At 73.2% G+C, this 21,554-nt stretch carries 17 protein-coding genes; 13 read left to right on the top strand and 4 right to left on the bottom strand.

The genetic code is table 11. The annotated features are described in order from the left end of the window. Positions 1-68 precede the first annotated feature (68 nt). Complete coding sequence (locus ACZ53N_RS11430; RefSeq protein ID WP_469140676.1) at positions 69-1,232, top strand: WD40/YVTN/BNR-like repeat-containing protein; 1,164 nt, start codon at positions 69-71, stop codon at positions 1,230-1,232. Positions 1,233-1,248: 16 nt separating this feature from the next. On the opposite strand, the gene ACZ53N_RS11425 is transcribed toward ACZ53N_RS11430, so the two are convergent. After that, positions 1,249-1,548 (bottom strand): YciI family protein, encoded by a 300-nt coding sequence (locus tag ACZ53N_RS11425; protein ID WP_356455038.1) that lies wholly within the window; start codon positions 1,546-1,548, stop codon positions 1,249-1,251. A gap of 84 nt (positions 1,549-1,632) precedes the next feature. Here ACZ53N_RS11425 and ACZ53N_RS11420 point away from each other — a divergent pair, with 84 nt between their 5' ends. The 8 genes from ACZ53N_RS11420 to ACZ53N_RS11385 all read left to right on the top strand — a co-directional run bounded on the left by ACZ53N_RS11420 (position 1,633) and on the right by ACZ53N_RS11385 (position 10,666). Beyond that, a complete protein-coding gene (locus ACZ53N_RS11420; protein WP_469140675.1) occupies positions 1,633-2,367 on the top strand; it encodes an endonuclease V in 735 nt (244 codons plus the stop codon). Between the two features lie 123 nt (positions 2,368-2,490). After that, complete coding sequence (locus ACZ53N_RS11415) at positions 2,491-3,426, top strand: dihydrodipicolinate synthase family protein (protein ID WP_469140674.1); 936 nt, start codon at positions 2,491-2,493, stop codon at positions 3,424-3,426. Positions 3,427-3,521: 95 nt separating this feature from the next. Continuing rightward, the gene (locus ACZ53N_RS11410) at positions 3,522-3,959 is read left to right on the top strand and encodes a hypothetical protein (RefSeq protein ID WP_469140673.1); all 438 of its coding nucleotides are present in this window, start codon (positions 3,522-3,524) and stop codon (positions 3,957-3,959) included. A gap of 90 nt (positions 3,960-4,049) precedes the next feature. After that, positions 4,050-4,427, top strand: coding sequence for an MmcQ/YjbR family DNA-binding protein (locus tag ACZ53N_RS11405; RefSeq protein ID WP_469140672.1), 378 nt, complete (start codon positions 4,050-4,052; stop codon positions 4,425-4,427). A gap of 200 nt (positions 4,428-4,627) precedes the next feature. Beyond that, positions 4,628-5,761 carry a CaiB/BaiF CoA transferase family protein gene (locus ACZ53N_RS11400; RefSeq protein WP_469140671.1) on the top strand — a complete coding sequence of 378 codons (1,134 nt, stop codon included), beginning with the start codon at positions 4,628-4,630 and terminating at the stop codon, positions 5,759-5,761. A gap of 2 nt (positions 5,762-5,763) precedes the next feature. Next, positions 5,764-6,906 (top strand): acyl-CoA dehydrogenase family protein, encoded by a 1,143-nt coding sequence (locus ACZ53N_RS11395; protein WP_469140687.1) that lies wholly within the window; start codon positions 5,764-5,766, stop codon positions 6,904-6,906. Between the two features lie 48 nt (positions 6,907-6,954). Then, a complete protein-coding gene (locus ACZ53N_RS11390; protein ID WP_469140670.1) occupies positions 6,955-8,169 on the top strand; it encodes an acetyl-CoA C-acetyltransferase in 1,215 nt (404 codons plus the stop codon). A gap of 313 nt (positions 8,170-8,482) precedes the next feature. Continuing rightward, positions 8,483-10,666 (top strand): 3-hydroxyacyl-CoA dehydrogenase NAD-binding domain-containing protein, encoded by a 2,184-nt coding sequence (locus ACZ53N_RS11385; RefSeq protein ID WP_469140669.1) that lies wholly within the window; start codon positions 8,483-8,485, stop codon positions 10,664-10,666. A gap of 238 nt (positions 10,667-10,904) precedes the next feature. On the opposite strand, the gene ACZ53N_RS11380 is transcribed toward ACZ53N_RS11385, so the two are convergent. Next, a complete protein-coding gene (locus ACZ53N_RS11380) occupies positions 10,905-11,633 on the bottom strand; it encodes a MerR family transcriptional regulator (protein ID WP_469140668.1) in 729 nt (242 codons plus the stop codon). Positions 11,634-11,853: 220 nt separating this feature from the next. Between ACZ53N_RS11380 and ACZ53N_RS11375 the strand changes: the two genes are divergently transcribed. Beyond that, positions 11,854-13,680: an AMP-dependent synthetase/ligase gene (locus tag ACZ53N_RS11375; protein WP_469140667.1), complete on the top strand. Its 1,827-nt coding sequence runs from the start codon at positions 11,854-11,856 to the stop codon at positions 13,678-13,680. A 68-nt stretch (positions 13,681-13,748) separates the two neighbouring features. Here the strand turns inward: ACZ53N_RS11375 and ACZ53N_RS11370 are convergent, their stop codons facing one another. After that, positions 13,749-15,290, bottom strand: a complete 1,542-nt coding sequence (locus ACZ53N_RS11370; RefSeq protein ID WP_469140666.1) for a M1 family metallopeptidase — start codon at positions 15,288-15,290, stop codon at positions 13,749-13,751. Positions 15,291-15,501: 211 nt separating this feature from the next. Here ACZ53N_RS11370 and ACZ53N_RS11365 point away from each other — a divergent pair, with 211 nt between their 5' ends. Then, positions 15,502-17,487 (top strand): Xaa-Pro dipeptidyl-peptidase, encoded by a 1,986-nt coding sequence (locus ACZ53N_RS11365; protein WP_469140665.1) that lies wholly within the window; start codon positions 15,502-15,504, stop codon positions 17,485-17,487. A 236-nt stretch (positions 17,488-17,723) separates the two neighbouring features. On the opposite strand, the gene ACZ53N_RS11360 is transcribed toward ACZ53N_RS11365, so the two are convergent. Continuing rightward, positions 17,724-18,677 carry an FAD-dependent oxidoreductase gene (locus ACZ53N_RS11360; protein ID WP_469140664.1) on the bottom strand — a complete coding sequence of 318 codons (954 nt, stop codon included), beginning with the start codon at positions 18,675-18,677 and terminating at the stop codon, positions 17,724-17,726. A gap of 69 nt (positions 18,678-18,746) precedes the next feature. Here ACZ53N_RS11360 and ACZ53N_RS11355 point away from each other — a divergent pair, with 69 nt between their 5' ends. Both ACZ53N_RS11355 and ACZ53N_RS11350 read left to right on the top strand, forming a co-directional pair. Beyond that, positions 18,747-19,778: an oxidoreductase gene (locus ACZ53N_RS11355; RefSeq protein ID WP_469140663.1), complete on the top strand. Its 1,032-nt coding sequence runs from the start codon at positions 18,747-18,749 to the stop codon at positions 19,776-19,778. A gap of 64 nt (positions 19,779-19,842) precedes the next feature. Then, a complete protein-coding gene (locus ACZ53N_RS11350; protein ID WP_469140662.1) occupies positions 19,843-21,480 on the top strand; it encodes an ABC-F family ATP-binding cassette domain-containing protein in 1,638 nt (545 codons plus the stop codon). The last annotated feature ends 74 nt before the right edge of the window (positions 21,481-21,554 follow it).

The raw sequence follows: 21,554 nt of genomic DNA, 5'->3' as shown, positions 1-21,554 counted from the left end.
ACTTGGACTGTTTCCTTCGGTAACGGCGCCATGGACGGGCCGCCCCCGGTCGGCTAGCTTCCCGCCCTATGAGACGGATGGGGAAGTCGTTACGAGGATTGCTCGCCGGGGTCTGCGGGGTGGCGCTCGCCGTCGTGGGCACCGCGCCCGCCCGGGGCGCCGTACCCGCCCCGCACGGCGGGGACGGCCTGCGGCAGCCGGCCCGGGACGCCTTGCGGCAGCCGGCCGGGGAGATGCCGCGGCAGCCCGCCTGGGAGGCGAAGACCAGCGGGTCCGACGCGCGGTTCCGCGGGCTCGCCGCCGTGAGCCGCAGCACCGCGTGGGTGGCGGGCACCAAGGGGACGGTGCTGCTCACCCGTGACGGGGGACGCCGCTGGCACGACGTCTCGCCGCCCGGCGCGGGCGGACTGGAATTCCGGGACGTGGAGGCCTTCGACGGGCGCCGCGCGGTGGTCCTGGCGATCGGCGAGGGCGAGGCCTCGCGCGTCTTCCGCACGGACGACGGCGGCGCCACCTGGGCGGAGAGCTTCCGCAACACCGACCCGAAGGCCTTCTACGACTGCCTCACGTTCTTCGACACCCGCCACGGCATCGCCCTCGGCGACCCCGTGGACGGGAGGTTCCACATCCTCGCGACCGACGACGGCGGGCGCCGCTGGCGGGTGCTGCCCTCGGTCGGGATGCCCGCGGCCCTGCCCGGCGAGGCGGCGTTCGCCGCGAGCGGTCAGTGCGTGGTCGGCGCGGACGCGCGCGCCGGATCCCACGCGTGGTTCGCCACCGGCGGTGGCGCGACGTCCCGCGTCTTCCACTCGGCCGACCGCGGCCGCACCTGGCGGGCCACCGACACGCCCCTGCCGGCCGGCGACCCCGCGCGCGGCGTCTTCGGGCTCGCCTTCCGTGACCGCGCGCACGGGCTGGCCGTCGGCGGCGACTACCGCGCCGGGCAGCCGTCGCCTTCCGCCGCGGCCCTCAGCGGCGACGGCGGCACGACCTGGACACCCTCGGGCCGGCCACCGGCCGCCTACCGCTCCGGCGTGGCCTGGCTGCCGCACAGCCGGTCCGCCGCCCTCGCCGTCGGACCGACCGGCAGCGAGTTCAGCACGGACGCGGGCCGCACCTGGCGCGCCTTCGACCCCGGCTCGTACGACACGGTCGACTGCGCACCCGACCGCGGCTGCTGGGCGGCGGGGGAGAAGGGGCGGATCGCCCGTCTCGCCCGGCCGGGCCGGTGACCGGTACCGGCGGGGCTCAGGAAGGCAGTTCCTGCCGGTAGGACTCCAGCGGCGGGGCGGTCTTCGTCGCGAGGAACTCCGTGACCGAGTACTCGCACACCCCCGCCACGGTGAACGGGTCGCTCTCCACGATCTCCTCGATCTTCGACCGGTCGTCGCCGAGGGCGATGATGACCCCGCCGTCGCGCGGCACCTTGCGGCCGGAGGCGATGAAGACACCGGACGCGTAGTGCGCGTCCAGCCAGGCGATGTGCTCGGCGAGGGCGGCCTCGACGCGCTCGACGGGGGCGATGTAGGTCAGCTCCAGTACAAACATGATCAACAGGCTACGCGCCCGGGGCGCCCGGTGCCCGCCCCGGGAGCCCGGCGCGCCCGCCCCTGGATTAACGTGAGCCGCACTATGACCACTGCGCACATTGACCACGGCGGCCACGAGAACCTGCCGGGCGACTGGCCGACGACGGAGGCGGAAGCGCTCGCCGTCCAGGACGAGTTGCGCGGCCGGGTCGTGACGGACGAGGCGGGGCCGCCGCCCGGGGAGCCGCTGGTGGTCGTCGGTGTGGACGTGGCCTACGACGACGAGCGGGACGTCGTCGCGGCGGCGGCCGTCGCGCTCGACGCGGAGACGTTCGACGTCGTCGAGGAGGCCACGGCGGTCGGCCGCGTGGCCTTCCCCTATGTGCCGGGCCTGCTGGCCTTCCGCGAGATCCCCACCGTGCTCGCGGCCCTCGACCGGCTCACCGTCACCCCCGGCCTGGTCGTCTGCGACGGCTACGGGCTCGCCCACCCCCGCCGCTTCGGCCTCGCGGCCCACCTCGGCGTCCTCACCGGCCTGCCCACGATCGGCGTCGCCAAGAATCCCTTCACCTTCACCTACGCCCCACCCGGCCCGCGCCGCGGCGACACGTCCGCGCTCCTGGACGGTGACGAGGAGGTGGGCCGCGCCCTGCGCACCCAGGACGGCGTCAAGCCCGTCTTCGTCTCCGTCGGCCACCGGGTGAGCCTCGACCACGCCTGCGCCCACGCCCTGCGCCTGGCCCGCGACTTCCGCCTCCCCGAAACCACCCGCGCGGCGGATTCCCTCTGCCGACGGGCGCTGTCGGAGGTGGGGGAGTCCAGGAGTGCGGGCGGCTGAGGACGACGTGACGCCGTCTTGACACCCCCCGGCCGCTGGGACAGATTCGGCCGCGGGCGCGGAAGCGGATCCGCCGTGTCCGGGTCGCTCGCCCGTTTCCCTCCGTCAAAGGCCGGTCCCGCGATGCGTCTGCCCAGTCCCCTCTCCGGCGTCGTCCCCCCGCTGTGCACTCCGCTCACCCCATCGGGCGACATCGACGCCCGCTCCCTCGCCTCCCTCGTCGAACACGTCCTCACCGCGGGCGCCACCGCCGTCTTCGTCCTCGGTTCCAGCGGGGAGACCGCCTGTCTGAGTGACGCCCAGCGCCGCACCGCGCTGCGGGCCGCCGTCGACGCCGTCGCCGGCCGGGTCCCCGTGCTGGCCGGGGTCATCGACATGACCACCGCCCGCGTGCTCGACCAGGCCCGCGCCGCCGCCGCGCTCGGCGCGGACGGGCTCGTCGCCACCGTGCCCTTCTACGCGCACCCCCACCCGACCGAGACCGCCACCCACTTCCGCCGCATCCGCGACGGGGTGGACCTGCCGCTCCTCGCCTACGACATCCCGTCCGCCGTCCACACCAAGCTCACCGCCGCCACCGTCCTCGCGCTCGCCGAGGACGGCACCCTCGCCGGGCTCAAGGACAGCAGCGGCGACGGCGGGGCGCTGCGCCGTCTGCTGGTGGCCCTGCGCCGCCGCGGACTCGCCGACACGTTCTCCGTGCTGACCGGCTCCGAACTCACCGTCGACGCCGCCCTGCTGGCGGGCGCCCACGGCGTCGTCCCCGGGCTCGGCAACGTGGACCCGGCCGGGTACGTACGGCTGTACGGGCACGTGCGCGCCGGCCGCTGGGCCGAAGCGGCCGCCGAACAGGACCGCCTGGCCGCGCTGTTCGCGCTCACCGAGACGGGCGACCCGGCGGCCATGGGCGGCAGCTCCTCCGCGCTCGGCGGCTTCAAGGCCGCCCTCCATCTGCTCGGCGTCATCGACTGCCCGGCCACCGCCGCCCCCCAGACACCTCTCCCCGACGCCGCCGTGCGGTCCGTACGCCGGCACCTGGAGGAAGGCGGGCTCCTGTGAACGCGGCGGGCCCGGCGCCTCCCCGGCGCCAATTCACTTTGCGCCCGCCCGTCCGGGCGCTACCGTCAGCGACGTGATCACCTACCGAAAGTCCCATGCCGCGTAAGCCCCCCGCCCGGATCCGCCCCGGGCTGCCGAGAAGGCCGCGCCGCCACGACCGCCCCGGTCGCGTCGTCCCCGGACTCTCCGCTCCCGCCCAGCGGCAGACGGCCGACTACGAAAACGTCCACGACCGCCCCGGCGGCCTCGCCGACGCCGTCACCTCCTGGTCCCGTACCGTCCACGGAATGCGACGTCACGCCTCGGACGGGGACTGGAACGACGACGCGGACTGCCCCTGCTGCTCCACGAGCCGCGAGGCGCGCATCCTCCTGGAGGCGGCCCTCCACGCCCTTCCGCCACGCGCCGCGCGGGAACTGCGCGCGGTGGTCGAGCCGCTGGACGCGCTGTTCCTCGACCGGGTCCTGCCCGACCAGCGCCACAGCGACGCCCCCGACTGGTGGACCTACACACACCACCGAAAGCGCTACTGACGAAACGTGCCGCGCCGCCGCCCGCGCACTAGCGTGACGGGCAGCGGCGCGTGCCGCGACGCGTACGGACAGCCCCGACCGGAGGACCCCATGCCGGCATCCCCAGCCCCCCTCACCGTGCGAGCGAAGGTCCGTGACTTCGCGCTCGGACTTCCCGGAACCGTCGAGGAGTTCCCGTGGGAGGACGACGCCGTCATCAAGGTCAACAAGAAGATCTTCGTCTTTCTGGGAGCCGAGGGGAACACCGAGAGCCCCGGCATCGGCGTCAAGCTCAAGGACGAGGAGACCCACGGGCACGCCCTCGCCGTACCCGGAGCCGCACCCAGCGGGTACGGGCTCGGGCGGTCGGGCTGGGTGTCCGTGCCGCTGACCGGCGGGACGCCGGTCGACCTGCTCTGCGACTGGGTCGAGGAGAGCTACCGGACCATCGCCCCCAAGCGGCTGATCGCCCAGCTCGACGCGGGCTGAGCCCGCCTCCCGCAGTCCGGGCACCCCCGCCCGAGCCCGCCGACGCCCCGGCCAAGTGCCGCCGCGGCGGCGGGATTCCGCCGTCTCCGGAACACTCCCGGGGGCTTGTGCGAAGTGGAACACGTTCTTAATATCGCGAGTGACATCACGAGTGTTACAGCAGTTGTGTCACAAGAGGTCGTCACGGGACTGGGGTCTGGATGGCAGCGTCGGGGAACGGTCCGCTCACGGGGTTGCGCGTCGTCGAGCTCGCGGGCATCGGGCCGGGCCCGTTCGCGGCCATGCTCCTCGCCGACCTCGGCGCCGACGTCGTCCGCGTCGACCGCCCCGGCGGTCCGGGGCTCGCCATCGACCCCGACCACGACATCGCCAACCGCAACAAGCGCTCCGTCGTCGTCGACCTCAAGGCCGAGCACGGTCCGGCCACCGTGCTCGACCTCGTCGAACGGGCCGACGTGCTGCTGGAGGGCTACCGCCCCGGCGTCGCCGAGCGGCTCGGCGTCGGCCCCGACACCTGCCTCGCCCGCAATCCCCGGCTCGTCTACGGACGGATGACCGGTTGGGGCCAGGAGGGCCCGCTCGCGCACACGGCCGGGCACGACATCGGCTACATCGCCGTCACCGGTGCCCTGGGCATGACCGGCCCGGCCGACGGCCCGCCCTACCCGCCCGCCAATCTCCTCGGTGACTACGCGGGCGGCTCCCTCTACCTCGTCATCGGCGTCCTCGCCGCCCTCCAGCACGCCCGGACCACCGGCACCGGACAGGTCGTCGACGCCGCCATCGTCGACGGCACCGCGCACCTCACCGCCATGATCCACGGCATGCTCGCGGCCGGCGGCTGGCAGGACCGGCGCGGGGCCAACCTCCTCGACGGCGGCGCGCCCTTCTACGGCACGTACGAGACGGCCGACGGGGGCCACATGGCGGTCGGCGCGCTGGAGCCCCGCTTCTACGCCGAGTTCATCCGTCTGCTCGGCGTCGAGGAGACCGCGCCCGCCCGCGACGACCTCACCCGCTGGGGCGAGCTGCGCACCGTCGTCGCCGACCGGTTCCGGCAGCGCAGCCGCGCCGAGTGGACGGCCGTCTTCGAGGACTCGGACGCCTGCGTCGCGCCGGTGCTGTCGCTGCGCGAAGCGCCCGGGCACCCGCACCTCGCCGCACGCGGCACCTTCATCGAGCACGCCGGCCTCGTCCAGCCGGCTCCCGCCCCGCGCTTCTCCGCCACCCCCGGCTCCGTCCGCAGGCCGCCCGCGCGGCCCGGCGCCGATACCGCCGAGGTCGCCCGCGACTGGGACGTCCGCGGCCTCGAAAAGCCCCAGGAGGGCCCGTGACGATGCAGCGCCGGATCTTTACCGCCGACCACGAGGCGTTCCGTGAGACCGTGCGGACGTTCCTCGCCAAGGAAGTGACACCGCACTACGCGCGGTGGGAGGAGGACGGCGTCGTCTCCCGCGACGCCTGGCTCGCGGCCGGGCGGCAGGGGCTGCTCGGCCTCGCGGTGCCCGAGGAATACGGCGGCGGGGGAGAGCCCGACTTCCGCTACAGCGCCGTGCTCACCGAGGAGTTCACCCGGGCGGGCGCCTCGGGGCTGGCGATCGGGCTGCACAACGACATCATCGGCCCGTATCTGACCTCGCTCGGCACGGACGACCAGAAGCGCCGCTGGCTGCCCGGCTTCTGCACCGGCGAGACCGTCGCGGCCATCGCCATGACCGAGCCGGGGGCCGGCTCCGATCTGCAGGGCATCCGCACCGCGGCCGAGGACCGGGGCGACCACTGGGTGCTGAACGGCTCCAAGACCTTCATCTCCAACGGCATCCTCGCCGACCTCGTCATCGTCGTCGCGAAGACCACGCCCGAGGGCGGGGCCAAGGGGCTCAGCCTGTTCGTCGTCGAGCGCGGGGCCGAGGGCTTCGAGCGCGGCCGCAACCTCGACAAGATCGGCCAGAAGGCCCAGGACACCGCCGAGCTGTTCTTCCGTGACGTCCGTGTCCCCAAGGAGAACCTCCTCGGGGAACTGCACGGCGCGTTCGGGCACCTGATGACCAACCTGGCCCAGGAGCGGATGAACATCGCCGTCGCCGGGATCGCGGCGGCCGAGCACCTGCTGGAGATCACCACCGCGTACGTCAAGGAGCGCGAGGCGTTCGGCCGTCCGCTGGCCAAACTCCAGCACATCCGCTTCGAGATCGCCGAGATGGCCACCGAGTGCGCAGTCACCCGCACGTTCCTGGACCGCTGCATCGAGGACCACGCCCGGGGCGGACTCGACGCCGTGCACGCCTCGATGGCCAAATGGTGGGCGACCGAGCTGCAGAAGCGGGTCGCCGACCGCTGTCTGCAACTGCACGGGGGGTATGGCTATATGACCGAGTACCGGGTCGCCAAGGCCTTCACCGACGGCCGGATCCAGACGATCTACGGCGGGACCACCGAGATCATGAAGGAGATCATCGGCCGGTCCCTGCTCTCCTGATCCGCCCTCGCCCCCTCACCGATCCCCCTTTTCGAAAGGCTGCCGACCTTGAGCACCGAAGCGTTTATGTACGACGCGATCCGCACCCCGCGCGGCCGCGGCAAGGCCAATGGGTCGCTGCACGGCACCAAGCCGATCGATCTCGTCGTCGGCCTGATCCACGAGATGCGCCGTCGCTTCCCGGACCTGGACCCGGCCGCCATCGACGACATCGTGCTCGGCGTCGTCAGCCCCGTCGGCGACCAGGGCTCCGACATCGCCAAGATCGCGGCCATCGCCGCCGGGCTCCCCGACACCGTCGCCGGCGTCCAGGAGAACCGCTTCTGTGCCTCGGGCCTGGAGGCCGTCAACCTCGCCGCCGCCAAGGTCCGCTCCGGCTGGGAGGACCTGATCCTCGCGGGCGGCGTCGAGTCGATGTCCCGCGTGCCCATGGCCTCCGACGGGGGCGCCTGGTTCGCGGACCCCATGACGAACTTCGACGTCAACTTCGTTCCCCAGGGCATCGGTGCCGACCTCATCGCCACCCTCGGCGGGTTCACCCGCCGCGACGTCGACACCTTCGCCGCCCGCTCACAGGAGCGCGCCGCCGAGGCGTGGAAGGCCGGCCGTTTCGACCGTTCCGTCGTGCCCGTACGGGACCGCAACGGCCTCGTCGTCCTCGACCGGGACGAACACCTGCGCCCCGGCACCACCGCCGACTCCCTGAGCGCGCTGAAGCCCTCCTTCGCGGGCATCGGCGAGGCGGGCGGCTTCGACGCGGTGGCGCTGCAGAAGTACCACTGGGTGGAGAAGATCGACCACGTCCACCACGCGGGCAACTCCTCCGGCATCGTGGACGGCGCGGCCCTCGTCGCCATCGGCAACCGCGAGGTCGGCGAGCGCTACGGCATGACGCCCCGCGCCCGTATCGTCTCCGCGGCCGTCTCCGGCGCCGACCCGACCATCATGCTCACCGGCCCCGCCCCCGCCACCCGCAAGGCCCTCGCCAAGGCGGGTCTGACCATCGACGACATCGATCTGATCGAGATCAACGAGGCGTTCGCCGCCGTGGTGCTGCGCTTCGCCCACGACCTGGGCATCGGACTGGAGAAGATCAACGTCAACGGCGGTGCCATCGCCCTCGGCCACCCCCTCGGCGCGACCGGCGCGATGCTGCTCGGCACCGTTGTCGACGAGCTGGAGCGCCAGGACAAGCGCTACGGCCTGATCACCCTCTGCGTCGGCGGCGGCATGGGCAGCGCGACCGTCGTCGAGCGCCTCTAGCCTGCCGGCTGTGGGCTGTCCGTGCCGCCTCTCGCCTGGCCGGCGGATCCTCGACTGCGGGCCGGCTTTGCCGCCTGCGGCGGCGAGCGCCCTGCGGGCGCGTCCTCAAGCGCCGGACGGGCTTGATGTGGCTGGGCTACGGCAATCAAGCCCAGCCAAAACCAGCCCCTGGGGGTACCTCCCAGCGGTAGCTGGGGGAGATTGAGGGCACCGCCGCGCAGCGGAGGTGTCCACCCAGCCACCATCCCGCGAAGACCACCCGGACCGGCTCAGCGCCAGCGCACCGCCACCGGAAAACCCTGGAGACTTCGACATGAGCGAGAGCACCACCATCCGCTGGGAGCAGAGCGGCGACGGCGTCGTCACCCTCGTCCTGGACGACCCGAACCAGTCGGCCAACACCATGAACGACGCGTTCCGGACGTCTCTGCGCGCGGTCGCCGACCGGCTCGAGGCCGAGCGCGCCTCGGTGACCGGCGTCATCGTCACTTCCGCGAAGAAGACCTTCTTCGCGGGCGGCGACCTCAAGGACATGATCAGGATCGGGCCCGCGCAGGCGCAGCAGGCCTTCGACGCGGGCATGGCCATCAAGCGCGACCTGCGCCGCATCGAGACCCTCGGGGTGCCCGTCGTCGCCGCGATCAACGGCGCCGCCCTCGGCGGCGGCTACGAGATCGCCCTCGCCTGCCACCACCGCGTCGCGCTCGACGCCCCCGGCACCAAGATCGGCCTGCCCGAGGTCACCCTCGGCCTGCTCCCGGCGGGCGGCGGCGTCACCCGCACCGTCCGGCTGCTCGGCATCACCGACGCGCTGCTGAAGGTCCTCCTCCAGGGCAAGCAGTACGACCCGCGCCGCGCCCTGGAGGCGGGCCTGATCCACGAGATCGCCGCCACCGGCGACGAACTGCTCGCCAAGGCCCGCGCCTTCGTCGCCGCCCACCCCGAGTCCCGGCAGCCCTGGGACGTCAAGGGCTACAGGATCCCCGGCGGCACCCCCTCGAACCCCCGCTTCGCGGCCGACCTGCCCGCCTTCCCGGCGAGCCTGAAGAAGCAGCTCGCGGGCGCCCCCTACCCCGCCCCGCGCAACATCCTGGCCGCCGCCGTCGAGGGCTCCCAGGTCGACTTCGAGACCGCCCAGGTCATCGAGGCCCGCTACTTCACGGAGCTGGTCACCGGGCAGATCTCCAAGAACATGATCCAGGCCTTCTTCTTCGACCTCCAGGCCGTCAACGCGGGCCGCAGCCGTCCGCAGGGCACCGCCCCCCGCACGGTCCGCAAGGTCGCCGTCCTCGGCGCCGGGATGATGGGCGCGGGCATCGCGTACTCCTGCGCCCGGGCCGGCATCGACGTCGTCCTCAAGGACGTCTCGCCCGAGGCCGCTGCCAAGGGCAAGGCCTACTCCGAGGGCCTGCTCGCCAAGGCGCTCTCCCGCGGCCGCACCACCGAGGCGAAGCGCGACGAACTGCTCGCCCGGATCACCCCGACCGCCGACCCGCAGGACCTCGCCGGCTGTGACGCCGTCATCGAGGCGGTCTTCGAGGACCCGGCCCTCAAGCACAAGGTCTTCCAGGAGGTCCAGCACATCGTCGAGCCCGACGCGCTGCTGTGCTCCAACACCTCCACCCTGCCCATCACCGTCCTCGCCGAAGGCGTCGAACGGCCGGTGGACTTCGTGGGCCTGCACTTCTTCTCGCCCGTCGACAAGATGCCGCTGGTGGAGATCATCAAGGGCGCGCGGACCGGCGACGAGGCCCTCGCCCGCGCCTTCGACCTCGTCCGGCAGATTCGCAAGACGCCCATCGTCGTCAACGACTCCCGCGGCTTCTTCACCTCCCGGGTCATCGGCCGGTTCATCAACGAGGGTGTGGCCATGGTCGGGGAGGGCGTCGACCCCGCCTCCGTCGAGCAGGCCGCCGCCCAGGCCGGGTACCCCGCCAAGGTGCTCTCCCTGATGGACGAGCTGACCCTCACCCTGCCGCGCCGGATCCGCGACGAGACGCGGCGCGCGGTCGAGGCCGCCGGCGGCACCTGGGCGCCGCACCCCGCCGACGCCGTCATCGACCGGATGGTGGACGAGTTCGGCCGCACGGGCCGGTCCGGCGGCGCCGGCTTCTACGACTACGCCGACGGCAAGCGGACCGGTCTGTGGCCGGGCCTGCGCGAGCACTTCGGCCGGGACACCGGGCGGGACGGGGCGGCCCGGCCCGTGCCCTTCGAGGACATGAAGGACCGGATGCTCTTCTCCGAGGCGCTGGACACCGTCCGCTGCCTGGAGGAGAACGTCCTCACCTCCGTCGCCGACGCGAACATCGGCTCCCTGCTGGGCATCGGCTTCCCCGGCTGGACGGGCGGGGTGCTCCAGTTCATCAACGGCTACGAGGGCGGCCTGCCCGGCTTCGTGGCCCGGGCCCGGGAGCTCCAGGCCGCCTACGGCGACCGCTTCGAGCCGCCCGCGCTGCTCGTGGAGAAGGCGGAACAGGGCGGCACGTTCCGCTGACGCGCGGGCGCGCCTGCGGCGGGCACGTGACTTCGGGCCTCGGCCCGCTGCGGGCCCGCCTTGCCGCCTGCGACGGCGGGCGCCCTGCGGGCGCGTCCTCAAACGCCGGACGGGCTGGAGGTGGCCGAGGCTGGTCATATCCAGCCACGGGCTTGGCGGCTGGGCTCAGCCAATGCAGCCCGTCCGGCGATTGAGGACACCGCCGCGCAGCGGAGGTGCGGCCGCCGGCCCGGACCGGCTACGGCCGCTTCTCGGCGTACACAGCCCGCAGCTCCTGCTTGAGCGACCGCTGGAACGCCGTCACCAGGGCCTGCACCACCAGCGGCTGCACATGGGCCGACAGCGACTTCATCGCCTCGATGTTCTCCTTGTCCACCTCGCCCTCGAAGAGCCGCGTCAACTCCCGGGCCGTGGAGCGGGCGTGCTCCAGCAGCACCGTGCGGGCCGCGAGGATCGTCTCCAGCGCGATCGGCACGTCCAGCAGCCGCACCCCCAGTCCCAGCAGCCCCGGGTCCACCCGGAACGTGTCCCCGTCGCCACCCCCGCCTTCCCGCGCGCCCATCCGCTCCAGGACGTTCAGCGCGGCCAGCCGGTCGATGTCCTCCTCGGCCAGCGCCCGCCCGGCCCGTCGCTCCAACTGGGCGCGGGTGGCCTCCTCCGCCTTGTCCGGCAGCCAGGACGCCACCAGCGCCCGGTGGATGGCCAGGTCGTGCGCGCTCAGGTCCGGTGGCAGCTGCCGCACATAGCGTTCGATGGCCGCGAGCGTCAGCCCCTGGTGCTGCAACTCCTCGATCAGCGCCAGCCGGGACAGATGGTCCGGGCCGTAGTGCCCGACCCGGCGCGGCCCGATCTCCGGCGGGGGCAGCAGACCGCGGGTGCTGTAGAAGCGGACCGTCCGGACGGTGACCCCCGCGCGGGCGGCCAACTCGTCGACGGTGAGGATGGTTTCCCCGCTGTCCGTGGCCATCGGCGGCGCCTCGCTCTCTCTTCCGGCCCTGCTGCGGTCGGCTCTGCCGCGGTTTCGTCCGGGCTGCGGTTTCGTCCGGGCTGCGGTTTCCGTCCGGGCTGTGGTTCCCGTCCGGCTCAATCGAGTTCAACAGTATTGCTGTGCCACCACCACTGTGAAACCTTCCCTCTCGACCGGTCGTCAGCCCAAGGCCCACGGACACCAACACCTGGAGGCCGCATTGAGCACGCCCCCGCGCCGTCGACTCCCCGCCGCACCGGACGAACTCACCCTCCCCGCGCTGCTGCTGCGCAACGCCGAGGAGTACCCCGAACTCCCCGCCCTGACCTGGCGCGACCCCGGCGCCGCCGGACCGCGCACGCTCACCTGGGCGCGGGTCCGCGCCGAGGTCGCCGCCCTCGCCGCGGGCTACGCCGCGCTCGGCGTCGGGCGCGGTGACCATGTGCTGATGATGATGGGCAACCGGCCCGAACACTGGCTCAGCGATCTCGCCCTCGTCCACCTCGGTGCCGTCCCCGTCTCGGTCTACGGCACGTCCTCGCCCGAGCAGATCGCCCATATCGCCCGGCACAGCCGGGCCCGGCTGGCCGTGCTCGAAGGGGCGGGCGAGCTGGCCCGCTGGGAGCCGCTGACCGATGACGCCACCGTCCCGTTGGAGAGGCTCCTGGTCGTCGACGCCGCGGCGGCCGGACGGCACACTCCGTACGCGACGCTCACCGCGCGGCAGTCGGCACCCCACGACGGCGCGGCCTTCGACAAGGCCTGGCGGGAGGTGCGCCCCACCGACCCGGTGACCGTCGTCTACACCTCGGGGACCACCGGCGACCCCAAGGGCGTGGTGATCACCCACCGCGCCGTGCTGCTCGACTGCGTCGGCATCGACCGCGCGGTCGACCTCCCCGAGCACGTCGAGCACCTCTGCTATCTGCCCTTCGCGCACATCGCCGAACGGGTGCTCGGCATCTACCTCCCCGCCCTGCGGGCCGCGCACGTCCACCTCTGCGACGACCCGGCCACCGTCGCCGCCCGGGTGCGCGAGCTGCGCCCGGCGGAGTTCTTCGGGGTGCCACGGGTGTGGGAGAAGCTGACCGCGTCCGTCCGGGCCGCGCTGGAAACCCTGCCGGAGGAGCGCCGACGGGTGATCGAGGCCGCGGGCGAGACGGCCCGCGCGCACGTGGCGCACCGGGCGCGGGGCGAGGAGCCGCCGCCCGCGCTGGCGGCCGCGTACGAGGCGGCCCGGCAGCAGGTGCTCGTGCCGCTGCTGGCCCTGGCGGGGCTGGACCGGCTGATGTGGGCCGGCAGCGCCACCGCGCCGATGCCCCGGGAAGTCGTCGACTTCTGGACCGGGTTCGGCATCGTGATCATGGACGGATGGGGGCTGACCGAGACCTCGGGCGTGGTGACCCTCAACGCGCCGGCCGACTTCCGCCTCGGGTCCGTGGGCCGCCCGCTCGACGGGGTGGAGGTGCGGACGGCAGCCGACGGCGAGCTCGAGGTGCGCGGCGAGATCGTCTGCGCCGGATATCTGCGGGCGGACGGGTCGGTGGAGAGCGCGACGGACGCCGAGGGATGGTTCCCCACCGGTGACATCGGGCGGATCGACGAGGACGGATTCGTCTGGGTCGTCGACCGCAAGAAAGAGATCATCGTGACCTCGACGGGCAAGAACGTCTCGCCCGCGCTCGTCGAGAACGCCCTCAAGGAACACCCGCTCGTCGGCCAGGCGTTCGTCCACGGCGACGGGCGTTCCTACCTCGTCGCCCTGCTCGTCCTCGACGCCGAGCTGACCCGGCCCTGGGCCGCCCGGCACGGCATCGACGCCGCCCCGGACGCCCTGGCGGACCACCCGGCCGTACGGGCGGAGATCGACCGGGCCGTGGCGGCGGCCAACGCACGGCTGAACCGCACCGAGCAGATCAAGCGCTACCGGCTGCTCACCCGCGAGTGGGGCCCGGCGACGGGCGAGCTCACGCCCTCGCTCAAGCTGCGGCGGCGGGTCGTGCGGGAGAAGTACGCCGAGGAGATCGAGGAGTTGTACGCCCCGTGAGCGCGACGGCGGCCCGTCACCCCGCACACGCGGGATGACGGGCCGCCCGGTGGCAACCGATCGCTGGATCAGTGCTTGTGCGCGCTCTGCGCGGCCTGGATCTTCTTCCACGACTTGGGCTCGGCGAACTTGCCGGGCCGGTCGGCCGACACGCCCTTGCCCGCCTTGCCCGCCTTGCCCGTGGCGGCGGTCTTGCCGATGCCCGCCTTCGCGGCGCTCGCCTTCGAGGGCTTGGAGCTGGTGAACAGCCAGGTGTCGAAGAGCTTCTTCAGCGGCTTGCCCGACGCCTTCTCCGCGAACGTCACGAAGTCCTGGACCGAGGCGTTGCCGAACTTGTTCGCCGTCGGCCAGTCCTTGAGGATCGCGAAGAACGCCTTGTCGCCCACCGTGTTGCGCAGCGCCTGGAGGGCGACCGCACCACGGTTGTAGACGGCGGTGTGGAACTGGTTCTCCGCGCCCGGGTCGCCCGGCTTGACCTTCCAGAAGGCGTTGTCCGCCGGGATCGAGGTGTAGATGTAGTCGGCCAGCTCCTGACCGGTGCCCTCGCCCTCCTTCTCCGACCACAGCCACTGCGAGTAGGTCGCGAAGCCCTCGTTGACCCAGATGTCACGCCAGTTCTTCACCGAGACGCTGTCACCGAACCACTGGTGCGCCAGCTCGTGCACGACCACCGAGGCGTTCGCACCGTTCGCGAACTGCTTGGGGCTGTAGAACGGCCGGGTCTGGGTCTCCAGCGCGTAACCCGTGGTCACGTTCGGCACATAGCCGCCGGCCGCGTTGAACGGGTACGGGCCGAAGACCTTGCTCTCCCAGTCGAGGACCTCGGTGGTGCGCTCGACGCTGGCCCTCGCCGACGCCGCGTTGTCGCCCAGGTCCTTGCTGTAGGCGTTCACGACCGGCAGGCCGTTGGTCGTGGTGTCCGTCGTGATGTCGAACCTGCCGACCGCGAGGGTGGTCAGATACGTGGCCTGCGGCTTGGTGGCGCGCCAGTTGTAGCGCGTCCATCCGAGCTTCGAACTCTTCGACGCGAGGACGCCGTTGCTGATCGCCTGGACGTCGTCCGGCACCGAGACGGAGATGTCGTACGTGGCCTTGTCGGTCGGGTGGTCGTTGCCGGGGAACCACCAGATCGAGCCCTCCGGCTCGCCCGCGATGACCGCGCCGTCCGGCGTGCGCAGCCAGGCGGTGGATCCGTCGACCTTCACCTGGGACGGCACTCCGCTGTAGCGGACGACCACGCTGATCTGCTTGTCCTTCTCCAGCGGGGCGGCGGGGGTGACCTCCACCTCGTGGGAGCCGGACTTGGCGAACGTCGCCTTCTTGCCGTTGACCAGCACCTCGCTCACATCGAGCGCGAAGTCGAGGTTGAAGCGCGACAACGTCTGGGTGGGCGTGGCGATCAGGGTCGCCGTGCCCTCCAGCTTGTCCGTCTTCGGCTGGTACTTCAGCCGCAGGTCGTAGTGGGACACGTCGTACCCGCCGTTGCCGGCGGCCGGGTAGTAGGAGTCTCCGACGCCCGGTGCCCCCGGTGTGGCATCGGCTGCCGACGCCGGGATCGCCAGCAGCAGGCAGGCAGCGGCCGCACTCGGAACGATGAGTCTGTGACGCACGAATCCTCCAACTCGTAAGGGAGAACGATCGGGAGAACGATCAATCACTCGCACCCTATGTACTCACTGTGCATAGGGCCATGTCCATGGCTTATCCCGACATGTGATCGACACGCGGCTGTCATCAGTGCGATCCCGGCCACCTCGTGAGTCCCGGTCCGCGTGCTCCCGCCCCTTCTGTACGGGAGTTGACTCACGCTACGGTCCGGCCGTGCCCAAACGCGCGCGGGACACCCGCATACCTGTGACCACGTTCGTCGTCGCGGCCCTGGCCGCCCTGTTCGCCGTACTCGTCCCGCTGCCGACGGCCGCGCAGGCCGCGCCCGCGCCGGAGGGCGGGTCACGGGGCGGGCAGAGCAGACCCGTCTACTCCTACGACCGCGCCGTGCGCGAGACCGTATGGGTCGACATCGCCCTCGACGGCGACGGGGACGGTCGCACCGACCGGGTCGCCGTCGACATCATCCGCCCCCGCGAAGCCGCCGAGCGCGGCCGCCGGGTGCCGGTGATCATGGACGCCAGCCCCTACTACTCCTGCTGCGGACGCGGCAACGAGAGCCAGAAGAAGACCTACGACGAGCAGGGCCGGCCCGTCGGCTTCCCGTTGTACTACGACAACTACTTCGTACCGCGCGGCTACGCCGTCGCCCTCGTCGACCTCGCCGGAACCAACCGTTCCGACGGCTGCACCGACGTCGGCGGCCGCTCCGACATCCAGTCCGCCAAGGCGGTCGTCGACTGGCTGAACGGCCGTGCGCACGGCTACCGCACCCGCACCGGCACCGACGCCGCCCCGGCCGACTGGACCACCGGCGCCGTCGGCATGATCGGCAAGAGCTACGACGGCACCATCGCCAACGGCGTCGCCGCCACCGGCGTCGAGGGCCTGGAGACGATCGTCCCGATCGGGGCCATCAGCTCCTGGTACGACTACTACTTCGCCAAGGGCGCCGCGCTCTTCGGCAGCGGCCCCGACGGACTCGCGTCCCGTGTCGAGAGTCCCGAGGCACGCGGCCGCTGCCAGGCCGTACAGCGTGAGCTCGTCGAGGGCGCCCCGCGCAACGGCGACTGGACCGCGCTGTGGAGCGAGCGCGACTACGTCCCCGACGCGCACCGGGTCCGTGCCGGCGTCCTCGCCGTCCACGGCATGCAGGACCTCAACGTCCGCACCAAGCACTTCGGCCAGTGGTGGGACGCCCTCGCCGCGAACGGTGTCGAACGCAAGCTCTGGCTCTCCCAGACCGGGCACGTCGACCCGTTCGACTTCCGCCGCGAGGCGTGGGTTGCCACCCTGCACCGCTGGTTCGACCACTACCTCCTCGGCTACGACAACGGCGTCGAGCGCGAGCCGATGGCCGACGTCGAACACGCCCCCGACCAGTGGCGCACCGACCGCGTCTGGCCGCCGCGGGCCACGGCCACGACCACGCTGCGCCCCGCGCCCGGAACCACCCCGGGCGTCGGCACCCTCGGCCTCGCACCGGCGCCGCGCGGCGCCACCGCGTCGTTCACCGACGACCCCGCGAAGAGCGAGCGCGACTGGTCGGACCGCATCGACACCGCCACCCCCGACAAGGCCGGGTTCACCACGCAACCGCTCGCCCGTGATCTGCGGCTGTCCGGCTCTTCCCGGGTGAGCCTCACGGTCACCCCGTCCACCGCCTCCGCCCATCTCTCGGCCGTCCTCGTCGACCTGGGCCCGGCCGGCATCCGCGACTACGCGGCCTACGGGGAGGGCATCCGCACCCTGGAGGACCGCACCTGTTGGGGCAGCACCGGCACGGGCGACAGCGCCTGCTACAAGCGGACGGAGGCCGAGACGGCGCAGGTCGGTTTCACGGTCTTCAGCCGCGGCTGGGCCGACCTCGGCCATCACGCGAACCTCGCCCAGGGCCGCCCGCTGACCCCCGGCAAGCCGTACACCATCACCCTCGACCTGGCCGCGAGCGACCACGTCGTCCCGGCGGGCCACCGCCTGGCGCTGATCGTCGCGGGCACGGACCGGGGTCTCCTCCAACCCGCCTCCACCACCCCGCGGTTGACGGTGGACCTTCGCCGCACCGCCGCCCGCCTCCCGCTCGTCGGCGGCCACGCGGCCTTCGCCCGTGCGACGGCGGGGTCGCACGACGGCCTGCCGCTGATGCCGATCGCCCCGGCGCGCGGCCTGGGCATCCCGGTCCTCGACCACCTGCCGTAGGCCTGGCCGGTAGTTCCAGCCCGTCCGGTGTTTGAGGACGCACCCGCAGGGGCCCGCCGCCGCAGGCGGTACGGACGGCCCGAGGCCGAGGGGCCGACGGATCATGTGAGCGGGCACTGCGGGACGCCTCGTGCGCACCACCGCTGCGCGGCGGGTGTCCTCGATCTCCCCCAACTACCGCTGGGAGGCGCCCCCAGCGGGCTTGTTTCGGCTGAGCCCGGCCCACATTCGCACGGTCAGCCCTCGGCCAGCTCCGCCGCCGCGAGGGCGCAGCCCCAGGAGACGGTGACCCCGGCCCCGCCATGGCCGTAGTTGTGGATCAGCCGCGCCCCGCCCGGCAGCCGGGCGGCCTCCAGCCGCACCCGGGACCGGGCCGGGCGCAGCCCCACCTTGTGTGCCAGGACGGGCGCGTGCGCGAGAGCGGGGTACACCCGGGCACAGCGGGCGACGATCGCCTCGGCGGTGACGGGCGTGGGCGTACGGTCCCAGACGTGGTCCAGGGCGGTGCCGCCGAGCACCACGCCGTAGGGCTGGGGGAGCACGTAGAGGATGTCGGCGGCGTCGTGGGCGGCGGCCACGAACCACTCGGTCACGCCGGGGTTGTCGACGACGACGATCTGGCCCCGCACGGGGTGCACGTCCGGGTCGGGCACCAGATCGCGGGCCCCGAGCCCGGTGCAGTTCACGACGGTCGCCGCCGCGCGGCCCGCCTCCGCGAGCGAGCCGACCGTACGGGCGGTGACCGTGCCGCCCGCGGCGGCCAACCGCCGGTGCAGGTAACGGAGATGCGTCGGCATGTCCAGCAACGGGGTCCGGGCGCGCAGCCCGTACCCGTACCCCGCGGGCAACTCGTCCGGCCCGGCCGCCCGCAGCCCCGGCACCCGCGCCGCCCACGGGCCCAGCTCCGCCAGGCCGACCTCCGCCTGGGTGCCGTCGACCATGCGCACCCCGGTCTCCGCGGGCCGCCCCGCCAGCTCGGCCATCTCCCGCAGCGACCGCAGCGCCCACTCCCCGGCTGCGGCCTCCGGCTCGATGCGGTACGGCCACCACAGCCCCCCGGCCAGCGCCGACGTGGTGCGGGCGGCGGCCTCCCGGCTCCACACCTCGACCCGCCGCCCGCGCTCCGCCAGCACGACCGCGCTGGTCAGACCTATGACCCCGGCACCGATCACGATCACGTCACTCGCCATGCGGTGACCGTACCCACGAAATCCCCGGCGGTGGGCTCGAAGCGGCACACGCGGGGGAATACTGCGGGCATGGCCACGTACGCGACCTTCGGGCTGGCACCGGCGACGCGCGCCGGCGGTGTGCTGCCGGACGGCGGGTACCAGGCGCACCGGGACTTCCTGGACTTCATCGTCGACGGCCGGGCCCTGCTGGCCCGCCTCGCCGACCTCGACGCGGTCTCCCCGCTCGCCGCCGACCTCGGCCCGTCGATCTTCACCGCACACGTCCGCCGACTGCTGCTGGACGCCGACCCCCCGCTCTCCGACGGGCGGTACGTGCTCTACGGCTGCCCCGAGTGCGAGGGCCTTGCGTGCGGCGCGGTCACCGCCGTGATCGAGCGGGACGGCCCCGACATCGTCTGGCGGGACTTCGCCTGGCAGACCGACGAGACCCTCGACCTCGCCCGCGACGGCTACCCCGGCATAGGCCCCTTCCGCTTCCGCGCCGGCGAATACCGCGCCACGCTGGAACGGCTCCTCGCCGACGGCGCCCCCCATACGGCCGCCCGCCGGGTCCTGCTGGTCGGCGGCCGCGTCGACGTGCTCGCCCGGCTCGCGTCGGCCCTGCGGTCCATCGGCGTCGGCGCCGAGATCACCCGCGACGCGGCGGGCGCGACCGGCGAGGAACTGCGGACCTACGGGGCGGTGGCCTTCGACCCGGCGATCGGCGACGACGAGCGGGCCGCCGTCCGCGCCGCGCTCGCGGCCGCGGGATCCGACGCCGTCGTCATCGAGCCCCTCGCGCCCATCGTCCCGCTCCTCGTCGCCCGCATCGAACAAGCCCTCCAGCGCACCCCCGACGACCGGCGCCCGCTGACCGCCCTGACCGCCACCACGGCCGAGGCCTACGTCGAGGTGTCCGCCGCCTGCCGGGTCCGCCTGACCGGCTACCGGCTGGACCGCCTGCACCGGGTCCGTACCCATGACCTCCTCGACGCCCGCCTGGAACCGGGCCCGCACACGGTGCCCCTCGACGGACGCCTGGGGAAACGGGCGAAGGACGGGACGTATCTGGTGGCGCGCACCTTCGGGGACGTACGGGTGGCGAGAGTGGGCGGGTGAGCGGCGGGCCCCCGGGAAAACCGGTTCGGGAGCGCCCGGAGCAGCGGCTAAAGTCGAAGGTCTTATGAGTGCCACTCTCGTCGCCAAGGACCTCGCCGCCGGACACGGCGACCGCACCCTCTTCTCCGGGCTCGACCTCGTCGTCGCGCCCGGCGACGTCATCGGTCTCGTCGGGGCCAACGGCGCCGGGAAGTCGACGCTGCTGCGCCTGCTCGCGGGCCTCGACACCCCCGAGGCGGGCGGCCTCCGGCTCAGCCCGCCGACCGCGAACGTCGGCCACCTGCCGCAGGAGCCCGACCGCCGGGACGGCGAGACCGTACGCGCCTTCCTCGCCCGCCGCACCGGCGTCGCCGAGGCCCAGGCCACGCTCGACGCCGCCACGCAGGCACTCGTCGACGGCACCCCCGGCGCGGACGACGCGTACGCCACGGGCCTCGACCGCTGGCTCGACCTCGGCGGCGCGGACCTCGACGAGCGCGCGGCGGAGGTCGCGGGCTCCCTCGGCCTCACCGTCGACCTCGACCGGCCCATGACCAGCCTCTCCGGCGGCCAGGCGGCCCGCGCCGGCCTCGCCTCGCTGCTGCTCAGCCGCTACGACGTCTTCCTCCTCGACGAGCCCACCAACGACCTCGACCTGGACGGCCTGGCCCGCCTGGAGAACTTCGTCACCGGGCTGCGCGCCGGCACGGTCCTCGTCAGCCACGACCGCGAGTTCCTCGCCCGCACGGTGAACAAGGTCCTCGAACTCGACCTCGCCCAGCAGCAGGTCACCCTCTACGGCGGCGGCTACACCGCCTACCTGGAGGAACGCGAAACGGCCCGCCGGCACGCCCGCGAGCAGTACGAGGAGTACGCCGACACCCGCGCCGGGCTGGAGGACCGCGCCCGCACCCAGCGGAACTGGATGGAGAAGGGCGTCCGCAACGCCCGGCGCAAGTCCACCGACAACGACAAGATCGGGCGCAAGTTCCGCGCCGAGTCGACCGAGAAGCAGGCGGCCAAGGCCCGGCAGACCGAGCGGCTCATCGAGCGGCTGGACACGGTCGAGGAACCGCGCAAGGAGTGGGAGCTGCGCATGGAGATCGCCGCCGCGCCCCGCTCGGGCGCGGTCGTGGCCACCCTGCGCGGCGCCGAAGTACGACGCGGCTCCTTCACCTTCGGCCCCGTCGACCTGCAGATCGACTGGGCGGACCGGGTCGCCATCACCGGCGCCAACGGCTCGGGCAAGTCCACGCTCCTCGCGGCGCTGCTCGGCCGGCTGCCGCTGGACGCGGGCGGCGCGACGCTGGGCCCGGGCGTGGTGGTGGGCGAGGTGGACCAGGCACGCGCCCTGTTCTTCGGCGACGAGGCGCTGCTGGCCGCGTTCGAGGCGGCCGTACCGGAACTGGAGCCGGCCGACGTCCGCACCCTGCTCGCCAAGTTCGGCCTCAAGGCCGCGCATGTGCTCCGCCCGGCCGCGACGCTCTCCCCTGGCGAGCGCACCCGCGCCGCGCTGGCACTCCTCCAGGCCCGCGGCGTCAACCTCCTCGTCCTCGACGAGCCCACCAACCACCTCGACCTGCCGGCCATCGAGCAACTGGAATCCGCACTCGCCTCCTACAACGGCACGCTGCTCCTGGTCACCCACGACCGCCGCATGCTCGAAGCGGTCCACACGACGCGCCGCATCGAGGTGACGTCCGGCCGCATCGCGGAGCGCTGACGCGCCCCACGCGACCGGGACCGTGTCACCCCGGGGCCCGGTGTGGCACCGCCGGGCTCCATCGCTGGGGTTGG

It is taken from the genome of Streptomyces sp. NPDC033229 (assembly GCF_055576875.1).
This window is presented reverse-complemented; position numbering and strand designations above follow the sequence as displayed.